This window comes from Pseudomonas sp. MYb2 (assembly GCF_002979955.1).
GTDB lineage: Bacteria > Pseudomonadota > Gammaproteobacteria > Pseudomonadales > Pseudomonadaceae > Aquipseudomonas.
The window spans coordinates 291,005-311,108 of the sequence record NZ_PCQC01000005.1 but is presented as its reverse complement, the minus strand read 5'-3'; the positions used below and the strand labels follow the sequence as shown (position 1 = coordinate 311,108).

At 58.9% G+C, this 20,104-nt stretch carries 21 protein-coding genes and 1 pseudogene; 11 read left to right on the top strand and 11 right to left on the bottom strand.

What is annotated here, in order from left to right; translation table 11 throughout:
- Positions 1–428 precede the first annotated feature (428 nt).
- The 8 genes from CQ009_RS10770 to CQ009_RS10735 all read left to right on the top strand — a co-directional run bounded on the left by CQ009_RS10770 (position 429) and on the right by CQ009_RS10735 (position 9,768).
- The gene (locus CQ009_RS10770) at positions 429–2,210 is read left to right on the top strand and encodes a glucan biosynthesis protein G (RefSeq protein WP_177430977.1); all 1,782 of its coding nucleotides are present in this window, start codon (positions 429–431) and stop codon (positions 2,208–2,210) included.
- Positions 2,203–4,773, top strand: coding sequence for a glucans biosynthesis glucosyltransferase MdoH (mdoH, locus tag CQ009_RS10765; RefSeq protein ID WP_064388891.1), 2,571 nt, complete (start codon positions 2,203–2,205; stop codon positions 4,771–4,773). Before CQ009_RS10770 ends, mdoH begins: the two co-directional genes overlap by 8 nt.
- A 373-nt stretch (positions 4,774–5,146) precedes the next feature.
- Positions 5,147–5,944, top strand: a complete 798-nt coding sequence (locus CQ009_RS10755; protein ID WP_034152980.1) for a transporter substrate-binding domain-containing protein — start codon at positions 5,147–5,149, stop codon at positions 5,942–5,944.
- Positions 5,945–6,073: 129 nt separating this feature from the next.
- Positions 6,074–7,033, top strand: coding sequence for an amino acid ABC transporter permease (locus CQ009_RS10750; protein WP_038360021.1), 960 nt, complete (start codon positions 6,074–6,076; stop codon positions 7,031–7,033).
- On the top strand, positions 7,026–7,760 hold the full coding sequence (locus CQ009_RS10745) for an amino acid ABC transporter ATP-binding protein (protein ID WP_064388890.1): 735 nt from the start codon (positions 7,026–7,028) through the stop codon (positions 7,758–7,760). The genes CQ009_RS10750 and CQ009_RS10745 overlap by 8 nt, the downstream gene beginning before the upstream one ends.
- Positions 7,761–7,982: 222 nt before the next feature.
- Positions 7,983–8,198: a hypothetical protein gene (locus CQ009_RS29805; protein ID WP_146117533.1), complete on the top strand. Its 216-nt coding sequence runs from the start codon at positions 7,983–7,985 to the stop codon at positions 8,196–8,198.
- Positions 8,199–8,265: 67 nt separating this feature from the next.
- Positions 8,266–9,240, top strand: a complete 975-nt coding sequence (locus CQ009_RS10740; protein WP_158260935.1) for a ThiF family adenylyltransferase — start codon at positions 8,266–8,268, stop codon at positions 9,238–9,240.
- Between the two features lie 57 nt (positions 9,241–9,297).
- The gene (locus tag CQ009_RS10735; protein WP_105706039.1) at positions 9,298–9,768 is read left to right on the top strand and encodes an HIT family protein; all 471 of its coding nucleotides are present in this window, start codon (positions 9,298–9,300) and stop codon (positions 9,766–9,768) included.
- Positions 9,769–9,800: 32 nt separating this feature from the next.
- Here the strand turns inward: CQ009_RS10735 and CQ009_RS30370 are convergent, their stop codons facing one another.
- From CQ009_RS30370 to ubiE, 11 genes and pseudogenes are all read right to left on the bottom strand, one after another.
- Positions 9,801–10,514: a methyl-accepting chemotaxis protein gene (locus CQ009_RS30370; RefSeq protein WP_371850961.1), complete on the bottom strand. Its 714-nt coding sequence runs from the start codon at positions 10,512–10,514 to the stop codon at positions 9,801–9,803.
- 141 nt (positions 10,515–10,655) lie between these two features.
- Positions 10,656–11,600: pseudogene (locus tag CQ009_RS30365) on the bottom strand (methyl-accepting chemotaxis protein); the annotation flags it as partial.
- Positions 11,601–11,920: 320 nt separating this feature from the next.
- Positions 11,921–12,628 (bottom strand): 16S rRNA (uracil(1498)-N(3))-methyltransferase, encoded by a 708-nt coding sequence (locus tag CQ009_RS10725; RefSeq protein WP_105706037.1) that lies wholly within the window; start codon positions 12,626–12,628, stop codon positions 11,921–11,923.
- A complete protein-coding gene (tatC, locus tag CQ009_RS10720) occupies positions 12,625–13,416 on the bottom strand; it encodes a twin-arginine translocase subunit TatC (RefSeq protein ID WP_007909342.1) in 792 nt (263 codons plus the stop codon). The genes CQ009_RS10725 and tatC overlap by 4 nt, the downstream gene beginning before the upstream one ends.
- Positions 13,413–13,871 (bottom strand): Sec-independent protein translocase protein TatB, encoded by a 459-nt coding sequence (gene tatB, locus CQ009_RS10715; protein WP_064388885.1) that lies wholly within the window; start codon positions 13,869–13,871, stop codon positions 13,413–13,415. Before tatB ends, tatC begins: the two co-directional genes overlap by 4 nt.
- A gap of 10 nt (positions 13,872–13,881) precedes the next feature.
- Entirely contained in the window at positions 13,882–14,163 is a 282-nt protein-coding gene (locus tag CQ009_RS10710) for a twin-arginine translocase TatA/TatE family subunit (protein ID WP_003220847.1), read from the bottom strand.
- Positions 14,164–14,188: 25 nt separating this feature from the next.
- Positions 14,189–14,521: a phosphoribosyl-ATP diphosphatase gene (locus CQ009_RS10705; protein WP_003220849.1), complete on the bottom strand. Its 333-nt coding sequence runs from the start codon at positions 14,519–14,521 to the stop codon at positions 14,189–14,191.
- Entirely contained in the window at positions 14,514–14,915 is a 402-nt protein-coding gene (hisI, locus tag CQ009_RS10700) for a phosphoribosyl-AMP cyclohydrolase (RefSeq protein ID WP_007909357.1), read from the bottom strand. The genes CQ009_RS10705 and hisI overlap by 8 nt, the downstream gene beginning before the upstream one ends.
- Positions 14,916–14,996: 81 nt before the next feature.
- A complete protein-coding gene (gene ubiB, locus CQ009_RS10695) occupies positions 14,997–16,601 on the bottom strand; it encodes a ubiquinone biosynthesis regulatory protein kinase UbiB (RefSeq protein WP_105706035.1) in 1,605 nt (534 codons plus the stop codon).
- Positions 16,598–17,221 (bottom strand): SCP2 domain-containing protein, encoded by a 624-nt coding sequence (locus CQ009_RS10690; protein WP_034152973.1) that lies wholly within the window; start codon positions 17,219–17,221, stop codon positions 16,598–16,600. Before CQ009_RS10690 ends, ubiB begins: the two co-directional genes overlap by 4 nt.
- Positions 17,221–17,991: a bifunctional demethylmenaquinone methyltransferase/2-methoxy-6-polyprenyl-1,4-benzoquinol methylase UbiE gene (gene ubiE / locus CQ009_RS10685; RefSeq protein WP_008080626.1), complete on the bottom strand. Its 771-nt coding sequence runs from the start codon at positions 17,989–17,991 to the stop codon at positions 17,221–17,223. Before ubiE ends, CQ009_RS10690 begins: the two co-directional genes overlap by 1 nt.
- A gap of 166 nt (positions 17,992–18,157) precedes the next feature.
- On the opposite strand from ubiE, the gene CQ009_RS10680 reads away from it, so the two are divergent.
- The 3 genes from CQ009_RS10680 (at position 18,158) to CQ009_RS10670 (ending at position 20,015) form a co-directional block, all read left to right on the top strand.
- Complete coding sequence (locus CQ009_RS10680; RefSeq protein ID WP_077570393.1) at positions 18,158–18,433, top strand: polyhydroxyalkanoic acid system family protein; 276 nt, start codon at positions 18,158–18,160, stop codon at positions 18,431–18,433.
- A 234-nt stretch (positions 18,434–18,667) separates the two neighbouring features.
- Positions 18,668–19,090 (top strand): phasin family protein, encoded by a 423-nt coding sequence (locus tag CQ009_RS10675; RefSeq protein ID WP_053116633.1) that lies wholly within the window; start codon positions 18,668–18,670, stop codon positions 19,088–19,090.
- A 10-nt stretch (positions 19,091–19,100) separates the two neighbouring features.
- Positions 19,101–20,015 (top strand): phasin family protein, encoded by a 915-nt coding sequence (locus CQ009_RS10670; RefSeq protein WP_105706033.1) that lies wholly within the window; start codon positions 19,101–19,103, stop codon positions 20,013–20,015.
- The last annotated feature ends 89 nt before the right edge of the window (positions 20,016–20,104 follow it).

The window sequence follows — 20,104 nt, the reverse complement described above, 5'->3', positions numbered from 1 at the left end:
CTGTTTTTAAGGTGTTTTCGCGATAAATACTTTGTTACCCCTGATGCGTTGTCATGCGGGCTACTAGATAATCGCGCGCACTGGGATCAGCGTTCGCTGATTCATTTTTGACTTAGGTAGAGACTTGTCTGGATCCGATTGGGGAATCATTTTGCCCCAGCGGAGTCGGAACAATGCTCGCCAACCTGGTATGAGCGGTCTGTACGGCCATTTTTGCCAGCATTATTTCGAGGGCCAGGGAGTCAGAGACAAGGCGCTGCGACGACTCATAGCTTGCTATGGGGAGGAGCAGCAACGCAGTATCTGGCTCCCTGGAACCGAAATAAGCTGACAAAAATGGCCACACAGACGGCTTGCTGGCCGTTGGTTTTTTGATCTGTTTTCGGCGAGGGTTGCTCGTGATTGTTAGTCCCTGTAATGCAGCAAAAATGTCTGCCAAACGCATGCGAAGTGCCCTGGTAGCGGGTTCGGCGCTCCTGTGCCTGCTCAGCGCCGGCCAGCTTTGGGCGTTCAATCTTGACGATGTATCGGCGAAGGCTAAAGAACTGGCCGGGCAGAAGTTCGAAGCCCCGCGCAGCAACCTGCCGAACGAATTCCGCGACATGAAGTTCGCGGACTATCAGAAAATCCGCTTCCTCACCGAAAAGGCTGAGTGGGCTGATCAGAAGACCCCGTTCAAACTGTCTTTCTATCACCAGGGTATGCACTTCGATACACCGGTGAAAATCAACGAAATCACGGCGAACACCGTCGAAGAGATCAAATATGATCCGACCCGCTTCGATTTCGGCGACCTGAAATTCGATCCGAAGGCCACCGAACAACTGGGTTACGCCGGTTTCCGTGTGCTGTACCCGATCAACAAGGCCGACAAGCAAGACGAAATCATGACCATGCTCGGCGCGAGTTACTTCCGCGTTGTCGGCAAGGGCCACACCTACGGCCTCTCGGCGCGTGGTCTGGCGATTGATACCGCGCTGCCGTCGGGCGAAGAATTTCCGCGTTTCCGCGAATTCTGGATTCAACAGCCGAAGCCGGGCGACAAGCACCTGGTGATCTTCGCCCTGCTGGATTCGCCGCGTGCCACCGGTGCCTACCGTCTGATCCTGCGTCCGGGCAGCGACACCATTGTCGACGTCAAAGCGCAGATGTTCCTGCGTGACAAGGTCGGCAAACTGGGCATCGCGCCGCTGACCAGCATGTTCCTGTTCGGCGCCAACCAGCCGTCGAAAGTCCTCAACTACCGTCGTGAACTGCACGACTCCAGCGGTCTGTCGATCCATGCCGGCAACGGCGAGTGGATCTGGCGCCCACTGAACAACCCGAAACACCTGGCCGTGAGCAACTTCAGCATCGAGAACCCGCGTGGTTTCGGTCTGCTGCAACGTGGCCGTGACTTCAGCCACTACGAAGACCTCGACGACCGTTACGACAAGCGTCCAAGCGCGTGGATCGAGCCGAAGGGCGAGTGGGGCAAGGGCACCGTTGATCTGGTAGAAATTCCGACCGCCGACGAAACCAACGACAACATCGTTGCGTTCTGGAGCCCGGAAAAAATGCCGGAGCCGGGTCAGCCGCTGGACTTCGCTTACCGCATGCACTGGACCATGGACGAAGCGGCGCTTCACGCGCCGGACAGCGCCTGGGTTTCGCAGACTCTGCGTTCGACCGGTGACGTCAAGCAATCGAACCTGATCCGTCAGCCGGACGGCAGCGTTGCGTATCTGGTCGACTTCGAAGGTCCATCGCTGGCCGCGCTGACCCCGGATGCCGACGTGCGCAGTCAGGTCAGTGTTGGCGACAACGCCGAACTGGTCGAAAACAGCGTGCGCTACAACCCGGAAACCAAAGGCTGGCGCTTGACCCTGCGGATGAAAATCAAGGACGCGAGTAAGTCGACCGAGATGCGTGCTGCCCTGGTTCAGCCGGTGGTAACTGCTGATCTGGCGAAATCGGTGCCGGCGTCCAACTCGTCCGTCGCCAAGGCCGACAAGGTTGCCGCCAAGCAACAAGAGAAACTCGACAAGGAAGCCAAGGCCGCCGAGGCCAAACAGGCCGACGCCAAGCCAGCTGCAGATGCCAAGGACAAGGCCAACAAAGACGCCAAGCAGCCAGTTGCTGCCGACGCGGCCCCAGCCACACCGGAATCGGCACCGACTGAAGAAGTCCTGACCGAGACCTGGAGCTATCAGTTGCCTGCCGATGAGTAACTCTCAAGTACAGCCAGAGACTCTGTCCGAGTATCTGGCGCATCTGCCGATGACCGACGAGCAGCGCGCGGAACTCGCGGGCTGCCAGTCGTTCAGCGAGCTGCATGAACGCCTGTCGTCCTCGACATTTGACGCTCCTGCCGAAGCCGCCCAGGCTTCGGTGGGCAAGCGCCTGACTCTGAGCACTGCCGAAGAACTGGAAGACGCGGAGATGCTGGTGCTCGACGCCAGCGGTCGCGTCAGCATGAAGGCGACGCCGCCGATCCGCCGCACCAAGGTCGTGCCGGAGCCATGGCGCACCAATATTCTGGTGCGTGGCTGGCGCCGTATGACCGGTCGCACCAACCCGCCGCAGCCGCCGAAGGACGAAAATGTCCTGCCGGCTGCGCGCTGGCGCACCGTCGGTTCGATTCGCCGCTACATTCTGTTGCTGCTGATGCTCGGCCAGACCATCGTCGCCGGCTGGTACATGAAAGGCATCATGCCGTATCAGGGCTGGTCCTTCGTTGATCTGGATGAAGTCCTGCACCAGCCGCTGCTGCAAACCGCCACGCAAGTGCTGCCGTATGCGCTGCAAACCAGCATCCTGATTCTGTTCGGGATTCTGTTCTGCTGGGTGTCGGCCGGTTTCTGGACGGCACTGATGGGCTTCCTCGAGTTGCTCACTGGTCACGATAAATACCGTATTTCCGGCAAAAGCGCCGGCAACGAGCCGATTGCCAAAGATGCGCGTACCGCGCTGGTGATGCCGATCTGCAACGAAGACGTACCGCGTGTTTTCGCCGGTCTGCGCGCTACGTTCGAATCGGTCGCTGCCACCGGTGATCTGGATCGCTTCGACTTCTTCGTCCTCAGCGACAGTAACGACACCGACATTTGTGTCGCCGAGCAGCAGGCCTGGCTGGACGTCTGCCGCGAAGCCAAGGGCTTTGGCAAGATCTTCTATCGCCGTCGTCGCCGTCGCGTAAAACGTAAAAGCGGCAACCTCGACGACTTCTGCCGTCGCTGGGGCGGTGACTACAAGTACATGGTCGTCCTCGACGCTGACTCGGTAATGAGCGGTGAGTGCCTGACCAGTCTGGTGCGCTTGATGGAAGCCACGCCGGACGCCGGGATCATCCAGACCGCGCCGCGTGCGTCGGGCATGGACACCCTGTATGCGCGCATGCAGCAGTTCGCCACCCGCGTGTACGGCCCGCTGTTCACCGCCGGTCTGCACTTCTGGCAGCTGGGTGAATCCCACTACTGGGGTCACAACGCGATCATCCGCATGAAGCCGTTTATCGACCACTGCGCCTTGGCGCCGTTGCCGGGTAAAGGTGCGTTTTCCGGTGCGATTCTGTCCCACGACTTCGTTGAAGCCGCGTTGATGCGCCGTGCCGGTTGGGGCGTGTGGATTGCCTACGACTTGCCGGGCAGCTACGAAGAACTGCCGCCGAACCTGCTCGACGAACTCAAGCGTGACCGTCGCTGGTGCCACGGCAACCTGATGAACTTCCGTCTGTTCCTGGTCAAAGGCATGCACCCGGTGCACCGTGCGGTGTTCCTCACCGGCGTGATGTCGTACCTGTCGGCGCCGTTGTGGTTCTTCTTCCTGGTGTTGTCGACCGCGCTGCTGGCGGTGAACACGTTGATGGAGCCGCAGTACTTCCTCGAACCGCGTCAGCTCTATCCGTTGTGGCCACAATGGCACCCGGACAAGGCGATCGCGCTGTTCTCAACGACCATCGTGCTGCTGTTCCTGCCGAAACTGTTGAGCATCATTCTGATCTGGGCCAAAGGCGCGAAAGAGTTCGGCGGCAAGTTCAAGGTGACCCTGTCGATGCTGCTGGAGATGCTGTTCTCCATGCTGCTGGCGCCGGTGCGGATGATTTTCCACACCCGTTTCGTTCTGGCCGCGTTCCTCGGCTGGGCGGCGACCTGGAACTCGCCGCAACGTGACGACGACTCGACGCCATGGAGCGAAGCGGTCAAACGTCACGGTCCGCAGACCCTGTTGGGTTTCTGCTGGGCGCTGCTGGTGATCTGGCTGAACCCGAGCTTCCTCTGGTGGCTGGTGCCGATCGTCGGTTCGCTGATGTTGTCGATTCCGGTGTCGGTTATTTCCAGCCGTGTCGGTCTGGGCCTGAAATCCCGTGACGAGAGCCTGTTCCTCATCCCTGAGGAATACAATCCGCCACAGGCGTTGCTGGCGACCGATCAGTACACCCACGAAAATCGTTACCACGCCCTCAACGACGGCTTCGTTCGTGCGGTGGTCGACCCTCAGCAGAACGCTTTGGCGTGCTCGCTGGCGACCTCGCGTCACGGTCAGGCCGAGCCGATCGAGTGGCTGCGTCAGGAACGTGTGCGCCACGCGATCAAGGTTGGCCCCGCCGGGCTGAACAACCATGATCGTCTGCAATTGCTGAGCGACCCTGTGGCCTTGGCCCGTCTGCATGAGCAGGTTTGGGCTGAAGGTCTCGCTGAGTGGCTGGATGCATGGCGCGCGTCGGTGAAAGCCGATCCGCATGCGCCGTTGCTGCCTTTGCGACCGGTGAGTATGCAGGCGCAACCGGCCTGATAGAGAAACCCCGCTAGCCAGCGGGGTTTTTTTTGGCCTGCTGAAAAGCCCCTCATCGGAACGCCGCCCGCCTATCCCTCTCCCAAAGGGAGAGGGGACCGACCGCGTTGAATATTCGAGATACGCCGACCTGAGATATCGAGTCGAACTCAAGTTTTGAATATTCCCCGATCGGCTCCCTTTCCCCCTCGCCCCCTTGGGGGAGAGGGCTGGGGTGAGGGGGTAGCTCTTGATTGTTAAACAAATCGTCCATTAAACCTTGTGCAAAAAAACGAGTGCGTTAGCATCCGTCCCCGAATTGGCGCACCCGGGCTTTTTTGCCCGTCTCTGTTGGTTTTCGCGCCGCACACGCAATGGTTTTGGGGACTTGAAGATGAAGAAGTATCTGTCGATGCTGCTGGTCGGCGTCACGGCACTGGTTGCAGTCAATGCGGCGCAGGCTGGCGCAATCGATGACGCGGTCAAGCGCGGCACATTGAAAGTCGGTATGGATCCGACCTACATGCCGTTCGAAATGACCAACAAGCGCGGCGAAATCATCGGCTTCGAAGTCGATATCCTCAAAGCCATGTCCAAGGCCATGGGCGTCAAGCTGGAGCTGGTTTCGACCGGTTACGACGGCATCATCCCGGCGCTGATGACCGACAAGTTCGACATGATCGGCAGCGGCATGACCCTGACTCAGGAACGCAATCTGCGCCTGAACTTCAGTGAACCGTTCATCGTGGTCGGCCAGACCCTGCTGATCCGCAAGGAGCTTGAAGGCACCATCAAGTCGTACAAAGACCTGAACACCGCCGACTACCGCATCACCTCCAAGCTCGGCACCACCGGTGAGATGGTCGCCAAGAAGCTGATCTCCAAAGCCAAATACCACGGCTACGACAACGAGCAGGAAGCCGTGCTCGACGTGGTCAACGGCAAGGCTGATGCCTTCATTTACGACGCCCCGTACAACGTTGTCGCGGTGACCAAGGTCGGCGCCGGCAAGCTGGTGTTCCTCGACAAGCCGTTCACCTACGAGCCACTGGCTTTCGGTCTGAAGAAGGGTGACTACGACAGCCTCAACTTCATCAACAACTTCCTGCACCAGATCCACGAAGACGGCACTTACGATCGCATCCATGACAAGTGGTTCAAGAGCACCGAGTGGCTCAAGGACATGGAATAAGCCCGGTCGCATAGACCGAGTCGCCCCATTCGCGAGCAGGCTCGCTCCCACATTGGAATGCATTCCCCTGTGGGAGCGAGCCTGCTCGCGAAGAGGCCCTCCAGAGCAACACAAAATCCGGAACCTGCAATGAAACAGAAAAAAGCCCAATGGCCCTGGCACGTCCTCACCGTGCTGGTGCTGGTCGGCCTGGCCGGCGCGTTGTATTACGCGACGTCGCTGATGTCCTACGAATGGCGCTGGAACCGCGTGCCGCAGTACTTCGCCTATCAGGCTGAAGAAACCCAGCGAGCCGCTGACATTTCCACCGTCACCGAACTCGTGCGCAAGGGCAGCAGCGCGCAAGTCACTCTGCGCAACGACGCCGGTGACGAGCAGCACTTGACCGTCGACGAGAACAGCCTGCAATTCGCTCAGGGCGACGATGTGGCCGAAGGTGACGTCGTGGGCGTGACTCGCCATTGGGCGGCAGGACCGCTGTTGTGGGGCCTTTGGACAACGCTTTGGCTGTCAGTGGTCTCTGGTGTACTCGGTCTGCTGATCGGTCTGGTCACCGGCCTGTGCCGTCTGTCGAACAACCCGACCCTGCGCGACCTCTCGACCATTTACGTCGAACTGGTGCGCGGCACGCCGCTGCTGGTACAGATCTTCATATTCTACTTCTTCATCGGCACGGTGATGAATCTGTCCCGCGAGTTCGCCGGGATCGCCGCGCTGTCGCTGTTCACCGGCGCCTACGTGGCTGAGATCATCCGTTCCGGCGTGCAGTCGATTGCCCGTGGCCAGAACGAAGCGGCGCGTTCGCTCGGCTTGAGCGCGGGTCAGTCGATGCGCCATGTGGTGCTGCCGCAAGCGCTGAAACGTGTGCTGCCGCCGTTGGCCGGGCAGTTCATCAGTCTGGTCAAGGACACCTCGCTGGTGTCGGTAATCGCCATCACCGAGCTGCTGAAAAGCGGCCGTGAAGTGATCACCACTTCGTTTTCGCCGTTCGAAATCCTGTTCTGCGTTGCCGGTCTGTACCTGTTGATCAACCTGCCGCTGTCGAAAATCGCCAGCCGGCTTGAGCGGAGGCTCGCGCAAAGTGATTGAAGTCCGCGATCTGGTAAAAGTCTTCGACACCCGTGGGCAAGTGGTGCGCGCGGTGGATAACGTCAGCACCACGGTGGCCAAGGGTGAAGTGCTGGTGGTGATCGGCCCGTCGGGTTCCGGCAAGTCGACCTTCCTGCGTTGCCTCAATGGCCTGGAGGAATTTGACTCGGGCTCGGTGAGCATCGACGGGCTGCAACTGGCCGACCCGAAAACCGACGTCAACGCCTACCGCCGCGAAGTCGGCATGGTCTTTCAGCATTTCAACCTGTTCCCGCACATGACCGTGCTGGAAAACCTCTGTCTGGCGCAGAAAGTCGTGCGCAAGCGCGGCAAGAAAGAGCGCGAAGCCAAGGCCATGGAATTGTTGAAAAAGGTTGGTATCGCACAGAAGGCCAACGAATTTCCGTCACGCCTGTCCGGCGGTCAGCAGCAGCGCGTGGCGATTGCCCGGGCGCTGGCGATGGAACCGAAGGTGATGTTGTTCGATGAGCCGACTTCGGCCCTCGACCCGGAAATGGTCGGCGAAGTGCTGGACGTGATGAAGAACCTGGCCGTGGAAGGCATGACCATGGTTTGCGTGACCCACGAGATGGGCTTTGCCCGGGAAGTGGCGGATCGGGTGTTGTTTTTCGATCACGGCAAACTGCTGGAAGATGCGGCGCCGGCAGAGTTCTTTGATGCGCCGAAAGATCCGCGTGCCCAGGCCTTCCTGCGTCAGGTTCTCTAGTTCTAATCAAACCCGATTGCAGTCTTCGCGAGTCTCTGAGGCATAGGCAAATAATCAAAGAGAGAAGCGAAGCTGCAGTTGCGGTTGCACAGATCTGGTTTGAGTATTTATTTTTTAAATAACGAAAAGCCTAAATCCTTGCTGCTCAGTCGCGTCCATTGAGGGCGTATCAAGAAGTTGCGCGTACCCTCAATAAACTAAAGTTGCTGAGTATTTAATCTTATGGAAAAGAAATCTCTGGGTCTTGTCGCATTGCTGGCGAGTGTGGCGGCCATGTCTGCAACTGTGCAAGCTGATGAAGTAAAACCTGCCAATCCGTTCGTGGCCGAGCACCAGATTCAACCCGGCAATAAGGTAGTGGCTTTTGGTCAACTTCCTTGTACTGCTCAAGAACTGGCTTACATGCGCAAGCATGGGTTCACACCACTGTGTAATTAAAGTTTAAATTTGCACTTTTAAAGTAATGGCCTCGTCCTTCGGGACGGGGTTCAAGCGTGGGTGGGATATGGAAAATCAGGACGATTTTTTTGCCGGCGAGGGTTACATGGGCGTCGTTGCTCCCTCAACGCTCTATGGCGTATATGAAGGTGGAATGTATATAAGTGGGCCTCGCGGCGTCGTGCAACTGGCAGGGCAGGGGGAAACCGCGATGTTCGAAGCGCTGCACGCCGCGGGGGCGTTGATACCAGGCAGTGATCAAGCCATGCAGGGCGTACGGCAGTTGCTTGAAAATCCACGCACAAGCCGGACAGTCAGTTATCTGCTCTGTGGCGCAAGTTCCTGTGAGGATGTCATGGAGGACGTGGCCGCATTGAAACGCGCCAGAGTCCTGCTCTTTGGTTGTGGCGGGATTGGCAGCACTGCCAGTCTGTTGCTGGCGGGTAGCGGCATTGGTCATCTCACCGTCACCGATGGCGATCGCATCGAAGAAAGTAATCTCAACCGGCAATTATTCTGGCGCAGAAGCGACGTCGGTGCGTTTAAGGTCGATGTGCTGCGGGAGATACTGGAAGAAAAATTTCCAGACGTCGACGTTACAGCGCTCAAGCGCAGCCTTGCTCTGGATGACGTTCGTGATCTGATCAAGCAAGGTTATGACGCGGTTGTCGTGACCGCTGACGAGCCGGCTACGCTGGCTGCGCAGTGCAAACAACTGGCCGATGAGTACAAGATTCCGGTCGTCAGCGCGGGCTATCTGCACCGCATGTGCATGACCAATTTCTACACGGGTGAAGCGTCGCAGGTCGCCGAATCAGAGAACCCTGACTGTGCTCCGTCAGTGCAGCGACCATTCGATTGGCAACGGTTACCCAAAGGCGTCATGCCCAGCTACGGCCCGAGCAATTTCAGTCTGGCGTCGATGCTGGCCTCGTCAGTCATCGCTGCACTGGCGTGCAGGACGCTAGGAGGTGTTGAGCAACATAGTATCGTCTGGGATGCAAACAGCTCGCCCTTGAAGTTCAATACATTGCTGGGCTAACAGGCCAGTCGGTATTCAATTGTTGCAGGTCCATCAGTTTGAACGGTGCATATTCATATGGATTGTATTTTTTGCAAAATGATCAGCGGCGATGCGCCTATGCATTTGATTTGGGAGGACGATGCCCACCTTGCGTTTTTGTCTATTTATCCCAATACGCCCGGCTTTTCAGTGGTTGTTCCGAAGCAGCACTACAGTAGTTATGCTTTTGCTCAATCAGATGAAGTGTTGTCCGCGCTGATTGTTGCAGCCAAGAAAGTGGCACTGCTAATCGACAAGACATTTGCTGATGTGGGTAGAACCGGACTTATATTGGAGGGGTATGGCATCGACCACTTACATGCCAAGCTCTTTCCCATGCACGGCACGGGTGACTCCAGTCACTTCAAACCGATCAGCTCGAACATGGGCAAGTTCTTCGATCATTACGAAGGCTATATATCGTCACATGATTACAAGGGCGATGTAGCTATGGATTTGGCAGAGATTGCGCGAAGGATTCGTCGCACTGCTGACCTCGAAGGGTAGCAATGGGGCCTGGTGACAGGCCCCACTTGCGTCTAAACCTTGAAGCGCCCCACCAGCATTTGCAGATGCGTCCCCAGACGTGCCAGCTCAACGCTCGACGCCGCGGTCTCTTCGCTCGCCGCCGAGGTCTGATCCGACACGTCCCGCACATTCAGCACGCTACGGTTGATCTCTTCAGCCACTGCGCTCTGCTGCTCGGCGGCCGCTGCGATCTGTTGGTTCATCGCCTGAATTGCCGACACGGTGCGGGTGATGCTCTCCAGCGAACCGCCGGCCCGACGGGTCAGCTCGACGCTGCTGTCGGTCAGGGTGCGGCTGTTGTCCATGATCGTCGCCACTTGCTGGGTGCCATTTTGCAGGCCGACGATCAGCTCTTCGATTTCTTCGGTGGATTTCTGCGTGCGCTGGGCGAGGCTGCGAACTTCATCGGCGACCACGGCAAAACCACGTCCGGCTTCACCGGCGCGCGCAGCTTCGATGGCGGCGTTGAGAGCGAGCAGGTTGGTTTGCTGGGCCACGGATTTGATCACGTCGAGGACGCTGCCGATCTTGTCGCTTTCGCGTTTGAGTTCGCCCATGGCCTCGGTGGAGTGGCCGACTTCAACGGCCAGACGCTCGATCTGTGCGATGGCTTCGCCGACGACCTTGTCGCCTTCGCGGGCCTGCTGGTCAGCGGCAACGGCAGCTTCGGAAGCTTCCTCGGCGTTGCGCGCGACTTCCTGCACGGTGGCGGCCATTTCGTTCATGGCGGTAGCGACCTGATCGGTCTCGATTTTCTGATTGTTGACTCCAGCGCTGGTCTGCTCGGTCACAGCCGAGAGTTCCTCGGCAGCGCTGGCGATCTGAGTAACGCCGTCGCTGATGCCGCCGACCAGTTCACGCAGGCCTTGGGTCATGCTCTGCATCGAGCGTTGCAGTTGGCCCAGTTCATCGCGGCGCAGGGACACCAGATTGTGGGTCAGGTCGCCAGCGGCCACGCGTTCGGCGACTTTCAGGGTCTGGTTGAGCGGGATGATGATCTGGCGAGTGATCGCCCAGGCGGCCAGCAAGCCGAACGCTACGGCCAGTGCGGTGGCGATCAGCAGCAGGTTTTTGGCGCGTGCGGCGTCAGTGTCCCGAACCACTGTCTGCGATTCAGTCAGTTTCTTGCTGACAGCGATCAAAATGTCGCCCTGAGCGGACATGTTGGCCAGTGCTGCAGCGTTTTTTACTTGCGAGTCACGGAATTGAGCCACGGCTGCACGGTAAGCCTTGAGCGAGTCGGTGGCTTGTTGCAGGTTGGCGATATGCTGCTCCGGAACACGGGACGGCAGGCTCTCGAGATTTTTCAGGGCATTGTCGATCGCGGTCAGGGCTGGTTGCTCGGCATCGGCCTTGCCGCTGTAGGTGTAACCGCGCACCTGATATCGCGCTTGCTGCAGCAGTTTGCTCAGTTCGATCACTGCGTTGTATTGCGCGACGCTGTCGCCTTGCAGCAGCGCGCTCTCGACTTCGCCGACCTTGGTCACGGCATTGTCGGCATTGGCGCCTAGCTTGCTGCGTGCGTCTTCACGTTGCACGGTAGCCTGTGTCATTTCGCCGAAGGCACGCTTGTATTCGGCCACGGCAGCCAATTGTTGATCGACCATCGTCACGTCGGACGGCTGCTCAATCATGCCGCGTGCCGATTGCAGGCCGCTTTCGAGTTTGCTCAGGAATTCGTTGACCGTGCCCGGGCCTTGTTCGCCGCGACGCATGTCGTAGTCCATGCGCGCCAGACGCAGGTCCTTGGTCAGCTCATTGAGGCTGGAAATAAAACCGAGTTTGTCGCCGCGGCTGATGATGCCGCTCATGCCGGTCCAGCCGGTGAAGGTGATCAACAGTGTCAGTAACAGCACCAGGCCGAAACCGATGCCCAACTTGCGTTTGACGCTGACGTTTCCAAGACTCTCGGCTAACCAACGGTACATGCGACCACTCCCTTCGGACCACTAATTGGACTTATGGAGAAGGTATCGGCCGAATGATGGCAATCTGTAACACCATTTATCCGCCGGACCCGCACGGTATCAATGTAGGAGCTGCCGCAGGCTGCGATCTTTTGATCGTGCTTCTAAAAACAACATCAAAAGATCGCAGCCTGCGGCAGCTCCTACATGGGAGCGGTGTTCGTTTAGAAAAGCCGGGCGAGCAGGGCGGTGACGGCGGTTTCGACGCGCAGGATGCGTTCGCCCAGTTGCACCGGTTGCAGGCCGGACCTGGCCAGCAGATCGATCTCGTAAGGAATCCAGCCACCTTCGGGGCCGATGGCCAGGGTGACGGGTTCGCTGAGCGCGCGTGGGCACGGCGGGTAGTTGCCGGGATGGCCAACCAGGCCGAGAGTGCCGTCGGTAATCGCCGGCAGTCGATCTTCAACAAACGGCTTGAAGCGCTTCTCGATGATGATCTCTGGCAGGACAGTGTCACGCGCCTGTTCGAGGCCGAGGATCAAATTTTCGCGAATCGCCTCGGGCTCAAGAAATGGCGTCTGCCAGAAACTCTTCTCGACACGGTAGCTGTTGACCAGAATTACCTTGGGCACGCCCATGGTTGCCACGGTCTGAAATACCCGGCGGAGCATTTTCGGACGGGGCAGCGCCAGCACCAGCGTCAGAGGCAGTTTGGCCGGTGGCGGCTGATCGAGGCTGACACGCAGCTCCGCTTCACCCGCTTCCAGACGCAGCAACTCAGCAGAACCCATCAGGCCGTTGATGCGCCCGACGCGCAGGCGGTCACCGACTTCCGAACGGTGAACCTCCTGCATATGGGTCAGGCGTCGATCACGCAGCACCACGCGGTCGGCCGCAATGAAATCGGCCTCTTCGAGCAACAGCAGGTTCATGCCTGGGTCGCTGGCGGCTGGTCGTTGTGGTCGTCGGCCGGGTTCTCGTCCGGGCGTTCGCGTTTGCTGATCAAGCCACCGAACAGAATGCCGATTTCAAACAGCATCCACATCGGCACGGCCAGCAGGGTTTGCGAGAAGATGTCCGGCGGCGTCAGGATCATGCCGACCACGAAGCAGCCGATGATCACGTACGGGCGGATTTTCTTCAGGTAGGCGACGTCGACTACGCCGATCCACACCAGCAGCACCACGGCCACCGGGATCTCGAACGCGACGCCGAAGGCGAAGAACAGCGTCATGACGAAATCGAGGTAACTGGCGATGTCGGTCATCATTTCCACGCCGGCCGGGGTGGCGGCGGCGAAGAACTTGAAGATCAGCGGGAACACGAAGTAATAGGCAAACGCCATGCCGGTGTAGAACAGCAAAATGCTCGACACCAGCAGCGGCACCGCGATGCGCTTCTCATGCTTGTACAGGCCCGGCGCAATAAAGCCCCAGATCTGATGCAGGATCACCGGAATCGCGAGGAACAGCGAGACCATCATGGTCAGCTTCAGCGGCGTCAGGAACGGCGACGACACGTCGGTGGCGATCATCGTCGCGCCGACCGGCAGGTACTGGCGCAGCGGCGTCGAGACGAAGGTGTAGATCTGCTGGGTGAACGCAAACAGCCCGGCGAAGATGATGAAGATCGCCGCCACACAACGCAGCAGACGGGTGCGCAACTCGGTGAGGTGCGAAACCAGCGGCATGTGCTGGTCGTTTTCGGGGAGATCGCTCATGGGGCTCGCGGCGGCAAAGTGGTGTCGTGAGGCGCAGGTGTGATCGGCGCGGCGGTTGGCGCAACGTGTTCAACAGATTGTTCCACAGCGGCTGGCGCCGGCTCTGTCGGTGCTACAACGGCAGCGGGTGCCGGTGCTGGCGTAACAGGCGCGGTTGGCGCATGAATCGTCTGCTGACCTACATGCTCAACTGGCGTCGGCTCTTGCTGAACCGGGTTGAAAATCTTCCGCGCCTCTTGCTCCAGCGACAGAATGTGCTCGTTGTGCAGTTGCCGACGAATCTCGTCGGCACCGATTTCACGTTCAACTTCCTGTTTGATCGCGTTGAAGCTGCGCTTCAGCCGACCGACCCACAGGCCGGCGGTGCGTGCAGCGCCCGGCAGACGCTCGGGGCCCAGCACCAGCAGAGCGACGAGGCCGACGAGCAGCAGTTCAGAGAAGCTGATACCAAACATTAGTCAGTGCTCACACGTCTTTGCGGATCGGCTCTTCGACTTTCTGCGCCTGCACGTCGATGGTGTGCGGCGGATTGGCCTGAGCGGTGGCTTGCGGCTGCACCGGTGGCACCGGCTGCGCAGGCGTCACGGTTGGATCAGCGGCAGGCTTCTCGTCGTCGTTCATGGCTTTACGGAAGCCCTTGATCGACTCGCCAACGTCGGTGCCGAGGTTTTTCAGTTTCTTGGTGCCGAACACCAGCACCACGACAACCAGAATGACGATCCAGTGTTTCCAGTCAAAAATGCCCATGTTGCTGTTCCTCTCGAAAAATTGTTCAGGCGGACGGACGCGAGGCTTTCTCGACGTGTCCGGACAGGCCGAAGCGGCGATCCAGTTCATCCAGCACAGCCTGTGGATGCTGCCCCAGTTGGGCGAGCATGACCATGCTGTGGAACCACAGGTCGGCGGTCTCGTAGATCACGTCGCTGCAGTCGCCGCTGATGGCGGCGTCCTTGGCGGCAATAATGGTTTCGACCGACTCTTCGCCGACTTTCTCCAGAATCTTGTTCAAACCCTTGTGATACAGACTAGCCACATACGAGCTGTCGGCGGCTGCGCCCTTGCGCTCTTCAAGTACCTGAGCGAGGCGGGTCAGGGTGTCACTCATGTTTGTGTCCTGCGGAATAAATGGCGTGCGGGTCTTTGAGAACCGGATCGACTGTTTTCCAGTCGCCGTTTTCGAAGACACGGTAAAAGCAGCTTTGACGGCCGGTATGGCAAGCGATGTCGCCGATCTGTTCAACCATCAGGATGATCACGTCGGCGTCACAGTCCAGACGCATTTCATGCAAGGTCTGTACATGGCCGGACTCTTCGCCCTTGCGCCACAGCTTGCCACGGGAACGTGACCAGTAGATTGCACGGTTTTCCGCAGCGGTCAGTTCGAGCGCTTCGCGGTTCATCCAGGCCATCATCAGCACGCGTCCGGTCTTGTGATCCTGGGCAATCGCCGGCACCAGGCCGTCAGCGTCCCACTTGATCTCGTCCAGCCAGTTTTTCATCTTCGACTCCGACAGCGAACCCCACACTTCAATAGTCGGGTTCAGGCATTGAAACAGTGTGCCAGCCGATCACGAAACTGGCTATCGGCGAACGACCAGATACAAGCCCACGGCCACCATGATTCCGGCCGGCCAATGCCCCAATTCGTGCAACGGACCACCGAGGGCGAGGATCACCCCGCCGGCCAGATGCGCGCAACCGAGCAGGCGCAGGAACCAGTCATCCTTGCGTTTATGCCACGGTGGCGGCGGATCGTAGGCGTGCGGCTGGGACATGCGTTCGAGCAGATCGCGGGCCATATTCGCCAGGTGCGGCAGTTGCTCGAACTGGCTCTGCACGTTGCCGAGCAAGGCTTTCGGGCTGACGCGTTCGCGCATCCAGCGTTCGAGAAACGGCTGCGCGGTGTTCCACAGATCCAGATCCGGGTACAGCTGACGGCCGAGGCCTTCGATGTTCAGCAGGGTCTTTTGCAGCAGCACCAGTTGCGGCTGCACTTCCATGTTGAAGCGCCGCGCAGTCTGGAACAGGCGCATCAGCACCTGGCCAAATGAAATATCTTTTAACGGTTTTTCGAAGATCGGTTCGCACACGGTGCGGATCGCCGCTTCGAATTCGTTGAGTTTGGTTTCCGCCGGCACCCAACCCGAATCGATGTGCAATTGCGCCACGCGGCGGTAGTCACGCTTGAAGAAGGCGAACAGGTTGCGGGCTAGATAATCCTGATCTTCCGGGGTCAGGCTGCCGACGATGCCGCAGTCGATCGCGATGTACTGCGGGCTCCACGGATTGACGGTACTGACGAAAATGTTGCCGGGGTGCATGTCGGCGTGGAAGAAACTGTCGCGGAACACTTGGGTGAAGAAAATCTCCACACCGCGTTCGGCGAGCATTTTCATGTCGGTGCGCTGGTCGGCGAGGGTCGCCAGATCCGTCACCTGAATGCCGTAGATGCGTTCCATCACCAGCACTTTCGGCCGGCACCAGTCCCAGTAGACCTGCGGCACGTAGAGCAGCGGCGAACCTTCGAAGTTGCGCTTCAACTGGCTGGCGTTGGCCGCCTCACGCAGCAAATCGAGTTCGTCATAGATGGTTTTTTCGTAGTCCTGGACCACATCGACCGGGTGCAGCAGACGCGCGTCGGCCGAGAGCTTTTCAGCGGCGCGGGCGAGGATGAACAGCCACGCCAGATCCTGAGCGATCACCGCTTTCAAACCAGGGCGGATCACCTTGACCACGACTTCTTCGCCGGTTTTCAGCTGCGCGGCGTGCACCTGCGCCACCGATGCCGAGGCCAGCGGTTCGACGTCGAAACGGCTGAACACTTCACTGATTTTTTTACCCAACTGTTCTTCGATCAGTTTGATCGACAGTTGCGAATCGAATGGCGGCACGCGGTCCTGCAACAACATCAGCTCATCGGCGATGTCTTCCGGCAGCAGGTCGCGGCGAGTCGAAAGAATCTGCCCGAACTTGATGAAGATCGGCCCGAGATCCTGCAACGCCAGACGCAAACGCGCACCCCGGCTCAGCTCCAGCGGCTTGCGCGGGAACCAGCGCCACGGCAGCACATAGCGCAGCGCCAGGAGAAACCAGGGCAGCGGCAGATCGAACAGCAGATCATCGAGGCGGTAGCGGATCACGACGCGCTGGATGCGCAACAAACGGCGGACGGCAAGCAGCTTCATGCGTTATCGCTTGGGTCGAGGGATCGGGAAAGGCGCTCGAAACGCGCCTCGAGACGTTCCAGATCAAGTTTGATCCGGTCCAGTTCGCTGAACCGTGCTTCGGCTTCGCGCTGCCCGACGAGGGTGCGCGATTCTTCGGCGAGGTATTCGGCGAGATTCTGGTTGAGGCTGGCAAATCCTTGTTGATACCAGCGTGCGCGACTGCGCAGATGGCCACCGACCAGCTGCGTGGCGACCGGACCGAGCCAGCGCGAGAGTTCGTACTCCCAGTCCAGCTCAAGATCCTGCAGCACGCCGGCCAGCTCCAGCAGCACGCCGCTGTCGCCATCAAGCTCGACTTCCGGGGCGTGCAGCACCGCAGTCTTGTCTTTGCTCACGGCCAGTTTGATCAGGCTGGAGGCCGGCGCGCGCAGGGTGCAGTCGACAGCGGTTTCCCAGTGCGAGGCCAGCATCAGACCTTCGTCGCTCGGCAAGATGAACAGTTGCAGCGCCGGGCTGCGGCAGTCGACGGCAATCACCTTGCCGGTCAAATGCGCCAGCCGCGGCAGCGCCGTGCTGTCGAGACGCAGCACCCGGTTGAGGCCGAGTTCAACGCTGGCGAGCAGCCCGGTGAGCAACATCAGGGCTTGATGCCACGGTGCAGGGCGACGATGCCTGCGGTCATGTTGTGATAAGTCACGCGGTCGAAACCGGCGTCGACCATCATCGACTTCAGGGTTTCCTGATTCGGGTGCATGCGGATCGATTCGGCCAGGTAGCGATAGCTTTCCGAGTCGTTGGTGATCAGCTTGCCCATCAGCGGCATGAAGGCGAACGAGTAAGCGTCGTAGGCTTTCGACATCAGCGCGTTGGTCGGCTTGGAGAATTCCAGCACCAGCAGACGCCCGCCCGGCTTGAGCACGCGCAGCATCGAACGCAGGGCGTCTTCTTTGTGCGTCACGTTGCGCAGGCCGAAGGCGATGGTCACGCAGTCGAAGTGGTTGTCCGGGAACGGCAGTTTTTCCGCGTCCGCCTGAACGAATTCGACGTTGCCGGCGACACCCAGATCCAGCAGGCGGTCACGGCCGACCTTGAGCATCGATTCGTTGATGTCGGCCAATACCACCTGACCGGTAGGGCCAACCAGATGCGAGAACTTTTTGGTCAGGTCACCGGTACCACCGGCAATGTCCAGCACGCGGTTACCGCTGCGCACGCCCGACAGTTCGATCGCGAAACGCTTCCACAGACGGTGCATGCCGCCCGACAGAAGGTCGTTCATCAGGTCGTACTTGGCGGCTACCGAGTGGAAAACCTCAGCGACTTTTTCCGCTTTCTGGCTTTCCGGAACGTTTTTGAAGCCGAAGTGAGTGGTGGGTTCGGCATCGCTGCCTTTGCGCTGATCAGTCATATCGCTGTCACCAAAAGAGAATGCGCGACATTCTAATCCCCAAGCCATGCTTTGTCTTGGAATGGCTAAAGGTAAGATGGGCAACCTTCGGGACGATTTGCCGCAGCGGCGGTCAAGATTTACCGACACATCTTTTTCGCCCCATTCAAAAAGCAGGAGTCAATCAATGGCCAAAATCACTGTTGAGCGTGCCCACAACCTGGGCAAGGAAGCCGCCCGCGAGAAGGCCGACAAGCTGGCGCAGAAACTCTCCGAGCAATATGGCCTGGAGCCGCAATGGTCGGGTGACACCCTGAATCTCAAGCGCTCGGGTGTGAAAGGTGCGGTGCATGTGGCGGACGATTCGATCAAGGTCGACGTTGAGCTGGGCATCATGATGTCGGCCATGAGCGGCATGATCAAAGCCGAAATCGAAAAAGCCCTCGACAAAGCTTTGGTCTGAAACACGATCCCCTGTAGGAGTGAGCCTGCTCGCGATAGCGGTCTGTCAGTCGACATCATTTTTTGACTGATACACCGCTATCGCGAGCAGGCTCACTCCTACATTTATTTTGTGGTGCACCCGAGCTTTTATGTCAGTTGTTAGGGTGCCGTTTCTAATTTTTCTGCCTACTTTGTGCCTGAGCCCGACACTTTCGCGGGCAGTTCCTCAAACCTTCTGCGCGTGAGGTGCACCATGGCCAAAGTTATTTTGAAGAAAAAAATCGACGCTTCGACAACTGCTCTGAGCGACGTCAAATCCTATGCCCGCAAGATCTGGCTGGCAGGCCTGGGTGCCTACGCCAAGGTTGGCCAAGAGGGCAGTGACTACTTTCAAGAGCTGATCAAAGCCGGTCAAACTGTTGAAAAGAAAGGCAAAAAAGTCGTCACCGAAAAACTCGAAGCGGCCAACGCCGAGATCGATGAAGCCAAGGGTGAAGTGAGTTCATTCAAAGGTCGCGTCGAGGTTCAGCTCGACAAGGTCGAGAAGGCGTTCGACTCCCGTGTAGCAAGCGCCTTGAATCGTATCGGCATTCCGTCTAAACATGACGTTGAGACACTCTCTGCTAAGCTCGATGAGCTGACGGCATTGCTCGAACGCGTCGCGCGTAAATCTTAAGGAGAACGGGATGGCTGGCAAAAAGACTACTGATAAAAAAGATAGCAGCTCGTGGGTCGGGAAGGTCGAATCCTACTCCCGCAAAATCTGGCTGGCTGGTTTAGGCGTGTACTCGAAGATCGACACTGACGGCAGCAAGCTCTTCGATACATTGGTCAAAGACGGCGAGAAAGCCGAGAAGCTCACCAAGTCTGCAGTCGGCAAAAAAGTCGATGCAGCGAAGGACTCCGCTTCCTCGGCGAAGTCGCGCATCAGCGGCGTGAAAGATCGTGCACTGGGCAAGTGGGATGAGCTGGAAGGGGCTTTCGACAAGCGCCTGAACAGCGCGATCTCGCGCCTGGGCGTACCGAGCCGCAATGAGGTCAAGGCACTTAACAGCAAGGTCGACACACTGACCAGGCAGATCGAAAAACTCACCGGTCTGAAGGCTCAGCCTGTGGCGGCGAAACCCGCGGCAGCAAAACCGGCAGCGAAAACCGCAGCGGCAAAATCCGCTGCCAAGCCATTGGCTAAAGCTGCCGCTAAACCCGCGGCAAAAGCAGCGGCCAAGCCTGCAGCCAAAACCGCTGCCGCCAAGCCAGCAGCCAAAGCAGCCGCCAAACCGGTTGCCGCCAAAGCCGCAGCCAAACCAGCTGCAAAACCTGCGGCCAAAACTGCAGCGAAACCAGCCGCCAAGCCAGCAGCGAAAACCGCTGCCGCCAAACCGGCTGCCAAGCCAGCAGCCAAACCGGCTGCGGCGAAAAAACCGGCAGTGAAAAAACCGGCCACGCCGAAAGCCGCAGCGCCGAAGCCAGCAGCACCTGCTGCAGCCAAGCCGGCCACCCCGACAGCTCCGGTGAGCGCGTCGAACTCCGCCGCCGCACCGACTCCGGCGGCAACCCCGACTGCTGCATCGACCCCGTCGACGCCAACCAGTCAGTCCTGATTTTTCAGGGCAAAATAAAACGCCCGGCCTGTGAAGGTCGGGCGTTTTTGTTTGAAGATCAAAAGATCGCAGCCTTCGGCAGCTCCTAC